Source organism: Pseudomonas kribbensis (assembly GCF_003352185.1).
In the GTDB taxonomy this organism is placed as follows: domain Bacteria; phylum Pseudomonadota; class Gammaproteobacteria; order Pseudomonadales; family Pseudomonadaceae; genus Aquipseudomonas; species Aquipseudomonas kribbensis.
The window spans coordinates 3,107,506-3,122,667 of record NZ_CP029608.1; the positions used below are offsets into that span (position 1 = coordinate 3,107,506).

Below are 15,162 nucleotides of genomic sequence, written 5' to 3' on the forward strand. Positions count from 1 at the left end.
AAACCTCCATCCCCTGCGGGCGCGAACTTGTGACCGACGAATGGCCGACGGTCGGTTTTCACACAGACCACGGCGCCGTTGTCTACAGTGAAAAAGTCGGCACTCGCTTGCCGCCACCGTGATTGTCCAGAAAAAACCCGGCTCAAGTACCGGGTTCCACCTGATCAGGAGTGCACGATGGATCTCAGCCGTCGTCAGTTCTTCAAGGTCGCCGGTATCGGCCTTGCAGGCTCTAGCCTGGGCGCGTTGGGCATGGCCCCGACGCTGGCCTTCGCCGAGCAGGTGCGCCACTTCAAGCTCGCCCACACCCATGAAACCCGCAACACCTGCCCGTATTGCTCGGTCGGTTGCGGTTTGATCATGTACAGCCAGGGCGATGCCGCGAAGAACGTTGCGCAAAACATCATCCATATCGAGGGCGACGCCGACCACCCGGTCAACCGCGGCACCCTGTGCCCGAAAGGCGCCGGCCTGCTGGACTTCATTCACAGCCCGGGCCGCTTGCAGTACCCGCAGGTGCGCAAGCCCGGCAGCAGCGAATGGACCCGGATCACCTGGGACGAAGCCCTCGACCGCGTCGCCGACCTGATGAAGGCCGACCGCGACGCCAATTTCGTCGAGAAGAACGCCCAGGGGCAGACGGTGAACCGCTGGCTGACCACCGGGTTCCTCGCAGCGTCGGCGGCGTCCAACGAAGCGGGCTACATCACCCACAAGGTGGTGCGCAGTCTCGGCATGCTGGGGTTCGATAACCAGGCGCGTGTCTGACACGGCCCGACGGTGGCAAGTCTTGCCCCGACGTACGGCCGTGGAGCCATGACCAACACCTGGACCGATATCGCCAACGCGAATCTGATCCTGGTGATGGGCGGCAACTCCGCTGAAGCGCATCCATGCGGCTTCAAATGGGTGACCGAAGCCAAGGCGCACAACGCCGCGCGGCTGATTGTGGTCGACCCGAGATTCACCCGGACCGCGTCCGTGGCCGATTACTACGCGCCGATCCGTACCGGCAGCGACATCGCGTTCATGGGCGGGCTGATCAATTACCTGCTGACCGAGGACAAAATCCAGCACGAATACGTGCGCAACTACACCGACGTGTCGTTCATCGTCAAAGCCGGATTCGGCTTCGAGGACGGGCTGTTCACCGGTTATGACGCGGCCAAACGCACCTATACCGACAAATCCAGCTGGGGTTACGAACTGGGCGAGGACGGCTTTGCCAAGGTCGACCCGACCCTGCAGGATCCGCGTTGCGTCTATCAGCTGATGAAGCAGCATTACAGCCGCTACAACATCGACCTGGCGAGCCAGATCTGCGGTATGCCGGTCGATGCGATGAAGAAAATCTGGGAGGAAATCGCCACTTGCTCGCAGCCGGGCAAGACCATGACCATCCTTTACGCATTGGGCTGGACCCAGCACTCGATCGGCTCGCAGATCATCCGCAGCGCAGCAATGGTGCAACTGTTGCTGGGCAACGTCGGCATGCCCGGCGGCGGGGTCAACGCCTTGCGCGGACATTCGAACATTCAGGGCCTGACCGACCTCGGGTTGCTGTCGAACTCGTTGCCGGGCTACCTGACCCTGCCGATGGATGCCGAGCAGGACTACAACGGCTACATCAAGAAACGCACGCAATTGCCGTTGCGGCCGGGGCAACTGTCCTACTGGCAGAACTACAGCAAGTTCCACGTCAGCCTGATGAAAGCCTGGTACGGCGCCAACGCGACCGCCGAAAACCAGTGGGCCTACGATTACCTGCCGAAACTCGACATCCCCAACTACGACATCCTCAAGGTGTTCGACCTGATGGGGCAGGGCAAGGTCAACGGCTACATGTGCCAGGGCTTCAACCCGATTGCCGCGCTGCCGGATAAAAACCGGGTGATGGCCGCTCTCGCCAAACTGAAATGGCTGGTGGTGATGGACCCGCTGGCCACCGAAACCTCGCAGTTCTGGGAAAACGTCGGGCCGTACAACGATGTGAAAAGCGCCGACATCCAGACCGAAGTCATTCGTCTGCCGACCACCTGCTTTGCCGAAGAGGACGGCTCGCTGGTCAACAGCAGTCGCTGGCTGCAATGGCACTGGAAAGGCGCCGACGGCCCCGGCGAGTCCCGCACCGACGTGCGGATCATGACCGAGCTGTTCATGCGCCTGCGTCAGCGTTATCAGACCGAGGGCGGCGCTTATCCCGATCCGATTCTCAAACTGTCCTGGCCGTACAAGGTTCCGGAAGAACCGTCGCCGGAAGAAATCGCCAAAGAGGTCAACGGCTACGCCACCACTGACTTCACCGACGCCACGGGCGCGGCGATCAAGGGCAATTCGCAACTGGCCGCCTTCGCCCAGCTCAAGGATGACGGTAGCACCGCCTCTGGCTGCTGGATCTTCTGCGGCAGCTGGACCGAGGCCGGTAATCAAATGGCCCGGCGCGACAATGCCGATCCGTATGGCATGCATCAGCATCAGGGCTGGGCGTGGGCCTGGCCGGCCAACCGGCGGATTCTCTACAACCGCGCCTCGGCCGACATGCAGGGCAAACCCTGGGACCCGAAAAAACGCCTGGTGTGGTGGAACGGCAAGGCCTGGGGTGGCACCGACGTGCCGGACTACAAGGCCGATGTGCCGCCGGAAGCCGGGATGAACCCGTTCATCATGAACCCCGAAGGCGTGGCGCGGTTCTTCGCCGTCGACAAGATGAACGAAGGGCCGTTCCCCGAGCACTACGAGCCGTTCGAAACGCCGATCGGCATCAACCCGCTGCACCCCGAAAACAAGAAAGCCACCAGCAACCCGGCGGCGCGGATCTTCGATTCGGTGTGGGACAGCCTCGGCGTGGCCAAGGATTACCCGTACGCCGCCACCAGTTACCGGTTGACCGAGCATTTCCACTTCTGGAGCAAACACTGCCGGTTGAACGCGATTGCCCAACCTGAGCAATTCGTGGAAATCGGCGAAGTGCTGGCGAAAGAGAAGGGCATCGCTGCCGGTGACCGGGTACGGGTCAGTTGCAAGCGCGGGTTCATTGAGGCGGTAGCGGTGGTGACCAAAAGGATCCGGCCGTTGCAGGTCAACGGCCAGGTCGTGCATCAGATCGGCATCCCGCTGCACTGGGGGTTCACCGGCCTGACGCGTCACGGCTACCTGACCAACACCCTGGTGCCGTTCCTCGGCGATGGCAATACACAGACCCCGGAATCCAAGTCATTCCTGGTCAACGTGGAGAAAATATAGATGGCCAGCCAAGACATCATCGCCCGCTCGGCCACCACCACGCCGGCACCCTCGGTGCGCAATCAGGAGGAAGTCGCCAAGCTGATCGACACCACCAAATGCATCGGCTGCAAGGCCTGTCAGGTCGCGTGCTCGGAATGGAACGAGCTGCGCGACGAGGTCGGCCACAACCACGGCACCTACGACAACCCGCAGGATCTGAGCGCGGAGTCGTGGACGCTGATGCGCTTCACCGAGCACGAAACCGACGCTGGCAACCTCGAATGGCTGATCCGCAAGGACGGTTGCATGCACTGCGCCGAGCCCGGTTGTCTGGCGGCGTGCCCGAGCCCGGGGGCGATCATCAAACACGCCAACGGCATCGTCGATTTCGATCAGGACCACTGCATCGGTTGCGGTTATTGCATCACCGGTTGCCCGTTCAACATTCCGCGCATTTCGCAGAAGGACCACAAGGCCTACAAATGCACCTTGTGTTCGGACCGCGTAGCCGTGGGACTGGAGCCGGCCTGCGTGAAAACCTGCCCGACCGGGGCGATTGTCTTCGGCAGCAAAGAGGACATGAAGACCCACGCGGCCGAACGCATCGTCGACCTGAAGAGCCGTGGTTTCGACAACGCCGGTCTCTACGATCCTGAAGGCGTCGGCGGCACCCACGTCATGTACGTGCTGCATCACGCCGACACGCCGAAGATCTACGCCGGGCTGCCGGAAAATCCGGCCATCAGTCCGCTGGTGGGCCTGTGGAAAGGCATCAGCAAACCTCTGGGCCTGCTGGCCATGGGGGCGGCGGTGCTGGCCGGGTTCTTCCATTATGTGCGGATCGGCCCGAATCGCACCGAAGAGGATGACCATCCGGAGCCGCCCGACACCTCGGTCCACGTGGTCGACCCGGCGGTGCACACCTTCGACCCACGCGGGGAGGACCGGCCATGAGCAACAAGACGATCCTGCGCTACACCGCCAACCAGCGCACCAACCACTGGCTGGTGGCGATTCTGTTCTTTATGGCGGGGCTTTCGGGACTGGCGCTGTTTCATCCGTCGATGTTCTGGCTGACCAATCTGTTCGGCGGCGGGCCGTGGACGCGGATCCTGCACCCGTTCATGGGCGTACTGATGTTCGTGTTCTTCCTCGGCCTGGTGTTCCGTTTCTGGCGTTCGAACTTCTTCATCGACAACGACTGGAAGTGGCTGCGGCGTATCGACCGGGTGCTGGTCAACGACGAAGAAACCGTGCCGCCGGTGGGCAAATACAACGCCGGGCAGAAGATGCTGTTCTGGACTTTACTGCTGTGCATGCTCGGGCTGTTGTTCACCGGGCTGGTGATCTGGCGCGCGTACTTCAGTCATTACTTCGGCATCACCACGATTCGCTGGGCGATGTTGCTGCATGCACTGGCCGGGTTTGTGCTGATCCTCAGCATCATCGTGCACATCTATGCCGGGATCTGGATCAAGGGCTCGGTGGACGCGATGCTGCACGGTTGGGTCAGCCGCGCCTGGGCGAAAAAACATCACGCACTCTGGTATCGCGAAGTGGAATCCCAGGATCCGCCGGAGCGACCGGTCACCAAAAAGGGCTGACACTTGCCAACCATTCTTGAACCCGGGGAAATCGAAGCGGCGGCCAGTGCGCCGCCGTTTCTGCACTTGCCGCCGCACAACCTGTTCGCGCTGCGCGCCGAACGTCTGGAACTCTTGGCGAACGGCCACCCGCTGGCCGACTACCTGCGTCTGATCGCCGGACTGTGCCGCGTGCAACAGCAAGTGCTCGACGATCCGCCCTCGAATGCCCCGATTGATGAGCAACGCCTTGAAGTCTGCCGCCAACACGGCATGCCACCGTTCGCCGCTGACACCCTGATCCGCGAGGATGGCTGGCAGGCGTATCTCGATGCCTTGCTGCAACGCTACGGTGCACCGGAACAACCCGCCGTCGCCGATGCGGTCACGTCGTTACGGATTGCCAGCTCCGGCCAGTTGCGGGCCTGGGCGGTGGCGCTGGTCAGTGGCCAGTATTCGTTGGTGCCGGCGGCATTGGTGCCGTTTCTCGGCGCGGCGCTGCAAACGGCCTGGAGCCACTGGCTGCTCAGCGCACCGCACTTGCAACTGGCGCCCGGCAACAGCCTCTGCCAGTGCCCGGCCTGTGGTTCGCCGGCCATGGCCGGGGTGATCCGTCACCGTGGCAAGCACAACGGTTTGCGTTATCTGGTCTGTTCGCTGTGTGCCTGCGAATGGCATGTGGTGCGGGTCAAATGCGTGTACTGCGAGCAGAGCAAAGGGCTGGAATACCTGAGCCTGGAAGACGATCGCCACGCCGCCAATCAGGCGCCGCTGCGGGCCGAGGTCTGCCCGGGATGTAACAGCTATCTGAAACTGCTGTATCTGGAAAACGATGCCGAGGCCGAAGCCTTGTCGGCGGACCTGAGCAGTCTGCTGCTGGACATGCGCCTGGCCCAGGACGGCTATCAGCGCCTGGCACCGAATCTGTTGCTGGCACCCGGAGACGAATAAGCAGAGCGTCTACACTCTGGCGCAACGGCTTTTTATCCGGAGCGTCTGATGCCTGCCAGTGTTGCCCAGCGTTTGCCTTCCATCGACAGTCTGTTGCGTCACAACGCCTTCCAGCCCGTGGCCGAGCGACACGGGCGCGAGGCGCTGCTGGCGATGTTGCGTCAGTTGCTCGACGACTTGCGCGATTCGGTCGTGGCGGGGCAGCTCTCCGCCATCGAGATCAGCCCTGAAGCCTTGGCCGGCAGGATTGCCGAGCGTCTGGCATTGCAACAGCGCAGTCAGGTGCGGCGAGTGTTCAACCTGACCGGAACCGTGCTGCACACCAATCTGGGCCGCGCATTGTTGCCGGAAGAGGCCATCGACGCCGTGCAACTGGCTGCCCGTTATCCCTTGAATCTGGAATTCGACCTGGCCAGCGGCAAGCGTGGCGACCGCGATGACCTGATCGAAGGCCTGATCCGCGAGCTGACCGGCGCCGAAGCCGTCACCGTGGTCAACAACAATGCCGCTGCGGTGCTGCTGACCCTCAACAGCCTCGGCGCGCGCAAGGAAGGCATCATCTCCCGTGGCGAACTGATCGAAATCGGCGGTGCGTTCCGCATTCCCGACATCATGGCCCGGGCCGGTGTGCGTCTGCACGAGGTCGGCACCACCAATCGCACCCATGCCCGGGATTACGAAGCGGCGATCAGCCCGCGCAGCGGCTTGATCATGCGGGTGCATGCGAGCAATTACAGCATCGAAGGTTTTACCGCCCGCGTGCCGACGGCTGAATTGGCGGAACTGGCCCATCGGCATGACTTGCCGCTGCTGGAAGACCTCGGCAGCGGCAGCCTGCTGGACCTGACCCGCTGGGGCCTGCCGGCGGAGCCGACGGTGCGTCAGGCACTGATTGATGGCGCCGACATCGTTACCTTCAGCGGCGACAAGCTGCTCGGCGGGCCGCAGGCGGGCGTTATTGTCGGGCGCAAGGATCTGATCGCGAAAATCAAAAAGAACCCGCTGAAACGTGCCTTGCGGGTGGACAAAATGACGCTGGCGGCGCTGGAAGCGGTGCTGGGGCTCTATCGCGACCCTGATCGGTTGGCCGAGCGCTTGCCGACCTTGCGCCTGCTGACCCGCTCGCAAGACGAAATTCTGGCTCAGGCCCAACGTCTGCAACCCTTGTTGGCCAATGTTCTCGGTGAAGGCTGGATCGTCACTGCCGTGGCGACACTGGGCATGATCGGCAGCGGCAGCCAACCGGTGGCGCGGCTGCCAAGCGCAGCATTGTGCGCCCGCCCTCAAGTGTCGAAACGCCTGCGCGGACGCTCGCTGCTGAATCTGCAAAGCGCATTGCGCGAATTGCCGATCCCGGTGCTCGGTCGCCTCGACGATGACGCGCTGTGGCTGGATCTGCGGCAACTCGACGACGAACCAGCGTGGCTCGCGCAACTCGGGCCGTTGCAGACATGATCGTCGGCACCGCCGGGCACATCGACCACGGCAAGACTTCGCTGCTCCAGGCGCTGACCGGGCAATCCGGCGATCGCCGCCCCCAGGAACGCGAGCGGGGCATGACCATTGACCTCGGTTATCTCTACGCCGAACTGGCACCCGGAGCGGGGCTGACCGGGTTCATCGACGTGCCGGGCCACGAGAAATTCACCCACAACATGTTGGCCGGCGCCCAGGGCATCGATCTGGTGTTGCTGGTGGTCGCGGCGGATGACGGCGTGATGCCGCAGACCCGCGAGCATCTGGCGATTGTCGAATTGCTGGGCATTCCCCGGGCCTTGGTAGCGATCACCAAGACTGATCGGGTCGAGGCGGGCAGATTGGTGGAGGTTCGCCGGCAAATCGAACATCTTCTGGCGACCGGTCCGTTTGCTGGCGCGCCGATGCTCGCGGTTTCAAGCGTGACGGGTGAAGGCGTCGATGCGCTGCGGCAAGCGTTGCTGCAGGCGCAAGGTGAAGTGTTGAAGCGGGGGCGCGAGGGTGGTTTTCGTCTGGCCATCGACCGGGCATTCAGCGTCGCCGGTGCCGGGATTGTGGTGACGGGCACGGCGCTGTCGGGAATGGTCGCCGTGGGCGACAGGCTGATCCTGGGGCCGTCGGGCAAAACGGTTCGGGTAAGGGGGCTGCACGCGCAGAATCAACCCGCAGAACTGGCGTTTGCCGGCCAGCGGGTTGCCCTGAACATCAGCGCTGACCGCCTAGAGCTCGGGCACATCCATCGCGGCCAATGGCTGCTCGCCGAAGCATTGTTCGCGCCGACTCAACGCCTGGATATCGACTTCCAGCTGCTGCCCGATGAGACGCGCACTTTTGAACACTTCCAACCCGTGCATCTGCACCTCGGCACACAAGACGTGATCGCCCGCGTGGCGCTGCTCGAAGGACCCCGGCTGCTTCCGGGCGAACGCATGCTCGCGCAACTGCTGACCAATGTCCCGGTGCACGGCGTGAAGGGGGACCGATTGATCCTGCGCGACCCCAGCGCCCAACGCACGCTCGGCGGCGGTCAATTGCTCGACCCGTTCGCCCCGGCCCGGCAACGACGCAGCCCCGGGCGTCTGGCGCAATTGCGGGCGCTGGCGATCAGCTCCAGCCTGGAGCAAGCGCTGCCAACGCTGCTGGAGTACAGCGAAAGCGGCATTGATTCCCAGCGTCTGGAGCGTCAGTTCAACCGTCCGCGTGAAGGCTGGTCACTGCCGGACAACGTCCGTCTGATCGAAACCCGTCAGGGCCAGGTGCTGTTCAACGCCCAGCGCTGGGGCATTCTCAAGTTCACTTTGCTGGAGCAACTGGCGCGTTTCCATGAACTGGAGCCCGACCAGATGGGCCCGGACCGTGATCGTCTGCGGCGCTTCAGCGGCCTGAACATCGAGCATTCGACCTTCGTCAGCCTGCTGGAAGAACTGCGCAGCGCCGGCTCGCTCACCGCCAGCGGCCCGTGGCTGCATTTGCCGGATCATCAGGTGCGCCTGAATGCCGACGACGAAACCCTCTGGCAGGCACTGCAGCCGCTTTTCGAACAGGCCGGTTTCGATCCGCCGTGGGTGCGCGACGTGGCCAAAGCCGTAAACCAGGAGGACGCCACGGTCCGGCTGTTGCTACGCAAACTGGCGCGGCTCGGCGTGATGCATCAGGTGGTGCGGGATCTTTTTTTTACCGACATCACCTTGCGGCAGATGGCGGCGGTGCTCCTGCGTCTGGGTGAAGAAAATCCGCCGATTCAAGTCACGGCGTTCCGTGATGCGCTAGGCTTGGGACGCAAACGCAGTATCCAGATCCTCGAATACTTCGACCGCCTCGGCCTGACCCGGCGTCTCGGCGAGGGTCGGCAGATCCGCTTCGACAACGCGCTGGCCAACCCCGGCGCCGACTGAGTTCAAGGAAGGCAATCGCGCCCGGTGGCGCGGCCGGGCTTCAAACCCGGTTGGGGATGGCATCCGTTCCCGGGCAGGTTCGACTCCGGCTGCCTTCCGCCACTTTTCTGCATTCAGAACCCCAGCGGGTACTGAATCACCACGTAGATCCGGTCAATATCATCCCCCGCCTGAGCGCTGTTGGCACGGTGCGAGACGTGGGACAGCTGCACCGAAAGATCCTTGGCCGCGCCGGACTGGACGATGTAGCGCAGATCGATGTCGCGCTCCCAGTGTTTGCCGCCGTCCCCTTGCTGTGGCTGGTACTGGCCGCTGTCCGCGTCGAACGGGTTATAGGCGCCACCCTTGGGCGCGTGGGTGCCGTCGATGTGGCTGCCGGAGACGTAGCGGGTCATGAAATTCAGTCCCGGAATGCCGAACGCACCGAAATCCAGGTCGTAGCGGGCCTGCCACGAGCGCTCGTGAGCGCCGTTGAAGTCGGCGTATTTGATCGAGTTGGCCAGATAGATCGAATCGCCGCCGACGAAATCGAACGGTGTATCACCGTTGATGCGCTGCCAGCCGAGCATCACCGAGTGCGGGCCGAAGGCGTATTTGCCCGAGAGGCTGAACGCGGTGTTATCGATTTCACCGGCCAGTGCCTGCCCGGTGTCGCGGGTGTGGTAGACGTTGGCGTCGAGCAGCACGCCGGACTGTTTGAAATGCAGGTTGGCGTAGTACTGGTGCCAGGTTTCGCTGAGATCGGAAGCGTACAGCGCACCTCCGACCGGGCTGTCGCTGAACAGGTCTGCGCCGATGAAGCTGATTCCGCCGGCTTTGGTATTGGCGCCGTAGCCCTGGAAGTCGCCTTGGCCGGATGAGCTGTCCTGATTCTTGAATGCGGTGAAATGCCCGGCCACCAGATTGACGTTGTCGATTTCACGGCTGTTGAGCAGGAATCCGGTGGCGTATTCCGGTTGCAGGCGTTTGTCCGAGGTGTCGAATACCGGGGTCTCGACGGTCATTTCGCCGAAGGCGAGGGTGGTGCGCGAGGCCTTCAGTTTCAGGGCGCCGCCGGCGCTGGAATAGTCGCTCTCGCTGCGACCGTCACTGTCCACCGGTAACAGACCGGTGCCGGAGTGGCCCTTGCCACCATCGAGTTTCAGGCCATAAAAGGCATGAGCATCAAGGCCGAAACCGATCGATCCATCGGTGAAACCGGATGCGAAAGTACCGATAAACCCCTGAGCCCATTCCTGTTTGTAGTTCTTGCCGCTGGGCGAGGGCGAGCGGTAGTCGTTGCTCAGGAAAAAATTGCGGCTGAGCACTTCGCCCTTGGCGTCATCCAGAAAACCGCTGGCCAATGTTGTGTTGGCGACGCCGCCCAGCAGCAAGGCCAGCGTGATACCCGAGGGCGAGAAACCTTTCATGTGTCAGTGCCCGGCGTAAATGGAATGTCGCCGGATTGTCGTGCGGGCTGCCTCTGAATGATTGAGCGGATGTGCTGAGTCAGTCGACCACCGGCAAATCGATCCTCGCCACCAGTCCCGAGCCTTTGCGATTGCTCAAGGTCAGTTCGCCACCCTGCTCACGAACGATCGCCCGGGCTGCCGAGAGGCCGAGCCCGACGCCGCCGGTTTCACGGTTGCGCGAAGTTTCGAGGCGGAAGAACGGGTCGAACACCCGTTGCAGCGCGTCTTCGGGAATGCCCGGGCCTTCGTCGCAGATTTCGATGCAGATCGAGTGCGCGTTGCGACTGAGTGCGATGCGCGGGCGTTCGCCGTATTTCACGGCGTTTTCCAGCAGGTTGACGATCACCCGCTTCAGGCTCAGCGGCCGGCCGTCGTAAACCAGGTGGGCCGGGCCGTTGAAGTCGATGAGGACATGCTGGTCGCGGTAGTCGTCGAGGATGGTTTGCAGCAGTTCCGACAGATCGAACGCGGTGGGTTGTTCAAGCTGTGTGCCTTCGCGGAAAAACGCCAGGGCGGCGTTGATCATCGATTGCATTTCTTCGATGTCGCGAATCAGTTTCTGCTGATGATCCAGGTCTTCCATGAACTCGCTGCGCAGGCGCATCCGGGTCAGAGGCGCGCGCAAATCATGGGAGATAGACGCGAGCATATGCGTGCGCTCACCAATGAAATGCTGGATCTGCGCCTGCATCGCGTTGAAGGCGATGATGGCCTGGCGGATTTCGTGGGGCCCTTCGATTTCGATGGGCGGTGCGTTCAGGTCGACGCCAAAACGCCTGGCGGCGCCGGCAAAGCGTTGCAACGGATTGGCCAGTTGGCGGGTGGCGATCCAGGCAACCAGCAACGTGGCGATCAGGCCGAGAGAGGCAATCACCGCGATCCGGGCGTTCAGGGTAAGGCCCCAGCTGCGTTCCGGCGGTGTGAAGGACAGCCAACTGCCATCGGTCAAGGGAATGAGGGCGACATAGTGCGCCTGGGCACTGCCTGGCGGCCAGTCATCGGGGTTGAACACTTCGATTTCCCGGTGGCTGCCCAGCAATTGCTCAAGCGCCGGAATCTTCGAGGTCTCGACCGCTGCGCCGTCGCCGGGCAGTTTGAATTCGCTGCGCTGCGCGTTCCACACCACTTCCAGCGAAGGGCTGCTCGCGGCACTCGCCAGTTGCGGGCGCAATTGCGCGGGCGCGGCCTCGATCAGCCGGGCACTCGCGGCAATCCGTTCCAGCAATCCGGTGCGCTCGATGGGCGGGCGGGCCCAGATGCCTGCAACCTGTACGAACAAGGCATTGAGCAGCAGCGAGGCAAGCATCGCCGCGACAATCGTCAGTGCGATCCGCCGACTGAGGGTGTCGCGCGGCAGGATTCGACCGATCATGAGCGGCTGACCTTGGCGGTGAACATATAGCCGCCATTGCGCACGGTGCGGATCAGGTCGGGGCGTTTGCTGTCCGGTTCGATCTTGCGCCGCAAGCGGCTGACCTGCACGTCGATGCTGCGATCAAAGGCGTCGTGGCCCTGGCCGTGGGTCAGGTCGATCAGTTGCTCGCGGGTCAGGATGCGCTGGGGATGTTCGAGAAAGACCAGCAGCAGATCAAATTCCCCGCCCGACATCGGGATCATCACTCCCTCGGGTGAGCGCAGCTCGCGGCAGGTAATGTCCAGGTGCCAACCGGCGAAGGTCATCACCGGGCGTGCAGGCTCGCTGGTGCGGTGGCCATGCTCGCCGGCGCGGCGTTGCAGCGCACGCACCCGGGCCAGCAATTCCTGGGGCGCGAAAGGCTTGGTCAGGTAATCGTCGGCTCCGAGTTCCAGACCGACAATCCGGTCACTCAATTCAGCCATGGCCGTCAGCATGATGATCGGGATCCCCATCTGCGCGCGGATTTTCTGGCACAGGCTCAAACCGCCTTCACCCGGCAGCATCAGGTCGAGAATGATCGTGTCCGGCCGCGCCCGCTCAATGGCCGCCCACATGGCCTGGCCATCCGTTACCACTTCGACTTCATAGGCGTGCTGAACGAAGAACTTCTTCAGCAGGGACAGAATTTCCACGTCGTCATCGACGATCAGCAGTCTGCTCACGTTTGCAGGATCCATGAATCAAAAGAGGGCATCTAAAACCATTTCGAAGGCGGGGTCATTTATTTCAATCCAGCAACATTCCTTCCGGACGGACATCAGCCGGACATCCTCGGGCAAAAAACCTCGGGCACTCTGCCGGCATTCCATCCAAGGGGGTTCATATGAAGGATATGAAAAGCGCTTATTCGACTCAGGGGCATGGTGCCGTGCGCCCGTTGATCCTCACTCAGCGCACCACTAGCAGCGTGTTCAACGCGCCGATCTTTTTCCAGGAAACCTGCCTGGGAATCGTTCCGGACCAGAGCCAACTCGTCATGCGCCGCTACTTCGAGCGCTTCAGCCCGGCCGACAGTCATTGGGTGGAATACATCCACTCCATCCCCACGAGCGAATTCATCCACTGGATCATGACCCACGGGCAGTTGCGCATCGAGTGTTCTGAAAATACTCCGTTCGGCCAGATTCAGACCGCTGGGGAAGCGCATTGATGAGAAACCGTTATTCGCTGGTGCTGTTGTTGGCAGCGACTTTGAGCCTGTCGGCCTGCAGCAGCAAAAAAGTCGAACCGGACATGTATTCCGGGTTTCTCAACGACTACAGCATGTTGAAGGAGCAGCAGACACCGTCGGGGCAGACAGTTCTGAGCTGGGTCAGCCCGGCGTTGGCGACTGGGCGTTACACCCGGGTTTATCTGGCGCCGAGCCAGTTCTATCCGCAAGTTCAGCCCACGGGGCGAATTCCGCAGAGCACGTTGTCCGGTGTGACCCGCTACTACGACGCAGCCCTCCGGCAGGAACTGGGCAAAACGTTGCCGCTGGCATCCGGGCCCGGCCCGAACACACTGGTTGTGCGACCCGCCATCACGCAAGTCGCCACCAGCACTCAGGGGCTGCGGTACTACGAATGGCTGCCGATCACGCTGGTCGCGGCCGGCGTGAGCACCGCTACCGGCATTCGTGATCAGGACAGTGAGATCGCCACGGAAGTGTCGATCGAGGACGGATCGACGGGCGAAGTCGTGGCGAAGGTCGTGCGCAAGGGCACGGGCGTGCCATTGGAAAACGACAAACAGGTGATGACCGCCGAGAACGTCAAAGGCGTGCTCGACGGTTGGGCCAGCGATTTGAGCCAGACCTGTGTCGCCGCGCGTAAGGTGACCGCGCGGTGACAGCCGCTACGTCACAGTGCCGCTTTTACCTGTAGGCCCACCACCAGTGCATTGTCGATGTCCTGACCGGAGAACGCGCCCGGCTCGATGATGTACTGCAGGTTCGGGCGCAGGGTCAGCCACGGGGTGGCCTGGTAACCGTAACCGAGTTCGATCAGCTGTTCAGCGCCGTCGATATTGGAGAGCGGTGTGCCGTTGGCCAGCGCGGCGTCTTGTTGCACGTCGCGGCTGCGCGGGTTCTGTACGGCGCGGCCGTATCCCAGGGCGACGGTGTCACGCGGGCGGCCTTCGAACGGTTTGTACAGAACCACGCCGGCGCCATACCACTTGCTGAACGGCGAAGCCGCTTCGCTGGCCGCCGAGTATTGACCGAAGGCGTGCAGGCTGCGGCCTTCGGACGTTGGCGAGCTCCACACGGCCTGATCGATCAGCAGGTAATGGCCGCCGCGACCGGACACTTCCTTATCACTGCCGATGCGTTTCACGTCGGAGCTGTCGTAGTAATAACCGAGCTTGTATTCGCCAGGCAGGGTGCCCGCATGTTTGTAGACCAGTTCGACAGGCACCACGGTGCCGGTGGTGTGTTTCGGTCCCAGGTGCCAGGCGCGGCTGGAGTTGCCGTTGCTTTCAGGATCAACGTTGAACGCAGCCAAGCGCACTTGCCACTCTGGCGACAGGTCGTATTTCACCCGCACACCCAAGTGCGCGTTGGGATAGTTGGTCCAGCCGCTGCCGCCGGACATGTTCAGCGGATGGCCGCAGAAACCGGCGTTCATGAAGTTGCAGAGAATGCCGCTGTCGAGGCCACCGAGGTCGTTGCCCATGGCCATGTAGCCGAGTTTGACGTTCAGCGCCGGGGTGAACAGGGTGCGCTCATAACTCAGTTCGGTGAGGCGGGTGTAGAGCCCGCCGTAGTTTTCCTGGATCGGCAGACGGTTGCCGACCAGATCCTCCGAGGCGCTGTTGCCGCGTCGGTCGTTGATGGTCAGCTGGACCTTGCCGGCGTTGTCGACGCCATAGATTTTGCTCAGATCAAATTGCGCGCCGAGCTTGATGTTCTGTGAGTAACGGGCCGAACGATGCAGGCCACCGTCGGCGTTGTAGGCGGTTTCGCCGGTGTAGTCGCCGGTGAACTTGACGCCATCTTCGTCGAGCTGATGGCGCAGGCCGCCCCAGTCGCCGGTCAGGGTGTTGCGGGTGAACACATTCGAATCGGTGTCAGCGAAAGCGGGCAGGGCGGCGCTGCAGGCAAGAGCGAGCAGAACGCCAGTTTGGGAAAAACGAACAACGAATGACATTGCTGAAATCCAGAGCCAGGAACATGAAACGGCGCG

The 15,162-nt window shown here is 62.4% G+C and carries 12 protein-coding genes and 1 tRNA gene; 9 read left to right on the forward strand and 4 right to left on the reverse strand.

Going from position 1 to position 15,162, the window contains the following annotated elements:
* Window positions 1-177 precede the first annotated feature (177 nt).
* The 7 genes from fdnG to DLD99_RS14155 all read left to right on the forward strand — a co-directional run bounded on the left by fdnG (window position 178) and on the right by DLD99_RS14155 (window position 9,232).
* On the forward strand, window positions 178-3,243 hold the full coding sequence (fdnG, locus tag DLD99_RS14125; RefSeq protein WP_139831849.1) for a formate dehydrogenase-N subunit alpha: 3,066 nt from the start codon (window positions 178-180) through the stop codon (window positions 3,241-3,243).
* Entirely contained in the window at window positions 3,244-4,179 is a 936-nt protein-coding gene (fdxH, locus tag DLD99_RS14130; protein WP_114882929.1) for a formate dehydrogenase subunit beta, read from the forward strand.
* The gene (locus tag DLD99_RS14135; RefSeq protein WP_114882931.1) at window positions 4,176-4,829 is read left to right on the forward strand and encodes a formate dehydrogenase subunit gamma; all 654 of its coding nucleotides are present in this window, start codon (window positions 4,176-4,178) and stop codon (window positions 4,827-4,829) included. The genes fdxH and DLD99_RS14135 overlap by 4 nt, the downstream gene beginning before the upstream one ends.
* Before the next feature lie 3 nt (window positions 4,830-4,832).
* Entirely contained in the window at window positions 4,833-5,759 is a 927-nt protein-coding gene (fdhE, locus tag DLD99_RS14140; protein ID WP_114882933.1) for a formate dehydrogenase accessory protein FdhE, read from the forward strand.
* 48 nt (window positions 5,760-5,807) lie between these two features.
* Window positions 5,808-7,214: an L-seryl-tRNA(Sec) selenium transferase gene (gene selA / locus DLD99_RS14145; RefSeq protein ID WP_114882935.1), complete on the forward strand. Its 1,407-nt coding sequence runs from the start codon at window positions 5,808-5,810 to the stop codon at window positions 7,212-7,214.
* Entirely contained in the window at window positions 7,211-9,130 is a 1,920-nt protein-coding gene (selB, locus tag DLD99_RS14150) for a selenocysteine-specific translation elongation factor (protein WP_114882937.1), read from the forward strand. Before selA ends, selB begins: the two co-directional genes overlap by 4 nt.
* A gap of 6 nt (window positions 9,131-9,136) precedes the next feature.
* Window positions 9,137-9,232: transfer RNA gene (locus DLD99_RS14155), tRNA-Sec, on the forward strand.
* An 11-nt stretch (window positions 9,233-9,243) separates the two neighbouring features.
* Here DLD99_RS14155 and DLD99_RS14160 read toward each other — a convergent pair.
* The 3 genes from DLD99_RS14160 to DLD99_RS14170 form a co-directional block, all read right to left on the reverse strand.
* Entirely contained in the window at window positions 9,244-10,539 is a 1,296-nt protein-coding gene (locus DLD99_RS14160) for an OprD family porin (protein ID WP_114882939.1), read from the reverse strand.
* A gap of 79 nt (window positions 10,540-10,618) precedes the next feature.
* Window positions 10,619-11,953 (reverse strand): ATP-binding protein, encoded by a 1,335-nt coding sequence (locus tag DLD99_RS14165; protein ID WP_114882941.1) that lies wholly within the window; start codon window positions 11,951-11,953, stop codon window positions 10,619-10,621.
* Window positions 11,950-12,675 carry a response regulator gene (locus DLD99_RS14170; protein ID WP_114882943.1) on the reverse strand — a complete coding sequence of 242 codons (726 nt, stop codon included), beginning with the start codon at window positions 12,673-12,675 and terminating at the stop codon, window positions 11,950-11,952. The genes DLD99_RS14165 and DLD99_RS14170 overlap by 4 nt, the downstream gene beginning before the upstream one ends.
* 146 nt (window positions 12,676-12,821) lie before the next feature.
* On the opposite strand from DLD99_RS14170, the gene DLD99_RS14175 reads away from it, so the two are divergent.
* Window positions 12,822-13,148 carry a hypothetical protein gene (locus tag DLD99_RS14175; RefSeq protein WP_114882946.1) on the forward strand — a complete coding sequence of 109 codons (327 nt, stop codon included), beginning with the start codon at window positions 12,822-12,824 and terminating at the stop codon, window positions 13,146-13,148.
* Entirely contained in the window at window positions 13,148-13,828 is a 681-nt protein-coding gene (locus tag DLD99_RS14180; protein WP_114882948.1) for a DUF3313 domain-containing protein, read from the forward strand. The genes DLD99_RS14175 and DLD99_RS14180 overlap by 1 nt, the downstream gene beginning before the upstream one ends.
* 11 nt (window positions 13,829-13,839) lie before the next feature.
* Here DLD99_RS14180 and DLD99_RS14185 read toward each other — a convergent pair whose 3' ends face one another.
* Window positions 13,840-15,126 (reverse strand): carbohydrate porin, encoded by a 1,287-nt coding sequence (locus DLD99_RS14185; protein WP_114882950.1) that lies wholly within the window; start codon window positions 15,124-15,126, stop codon window positions 13,840-13,842.
* Window positions 15,127-15,162 lie beyond the last annotated feature (36 nt).

What these genes read in the sequence shown, in the direction of transcription:
- fdxH (WP_114882929.1), top strand. Translation starts at nt 3,244, where the DNA reads ATGGCCAGCCAAGACATCATCGCCCGCTCGGCCACCACCACGCCGGCA.
- DLD99_RS14135 (WP_114882931.1), top strand. Translation starts at nt 4,176, where the DNA reads ATGAGCAACAAGACGATCCTGCGCTACACCGCCAACCAGCGCACCAAC.
- selA (WP_114882935.1), top strand. Translation starts at nt 5,808, where the DNA reads ATGCCTGCCAGTGTTGCCCAGCGTTTGCCTTCCATCGACAGTCTGTTG.
- selB (WP_114882937.1), top strand. Translation starts at nt 7,211, where the DNA reads ATGATCGTCGGCACCGCCGGGCACATCGACCACGGCAAGACTTCGCTG.
- DLD99_RS14160 (WP_114882939.1), bottom strand. Translation starts at nt 10,539, where the DNA reads ATGAAAGGTTTCTCGCCCTCGGGTATCACGCTGGCCTTGCTGCTGGGC.
- DLD99_RS14165 (WP_114882941.1), bottom strand. Translation starts at nt 11,953, where the DNA reads ATGATCGGTCGAATCCTGCCGCGCGACACCCTCAGTCGGCGGATCGCA.
- DLD99_RS14170 (WP_114882943.1), bottom strand. Translation starts at nt 12,675, where the DNA reads ATGGATCCTGCAAACGTGAGCAGACTGCTGATCGTCGATGACGACGTG.
- DLD99_RS14175 (WP_114882946.1), top strand. Translation starts at nt 12,822, where the DNA reads ATGAAGGATATGAAAAGCGCTTATTCGACTCAGGGGCATGGTGCCGTG.
- DLD99_RS14180 (WP_114882948.1), top strand. Translation starts at nt 13,148, where the DNA reads ATGAGAAACCGTTATTCGCTGGTGCTGTTGTTGGCAGCGACTTTGAGC.
- DLD99_RS14185 (WP_114882950.1), bottom strand. Translation starts at nt 15,126, where the DNA reads ATGTCATTCGTTGTTCGTTTTTCCCAAACTGGCGTTCTGCTCGCTCTT.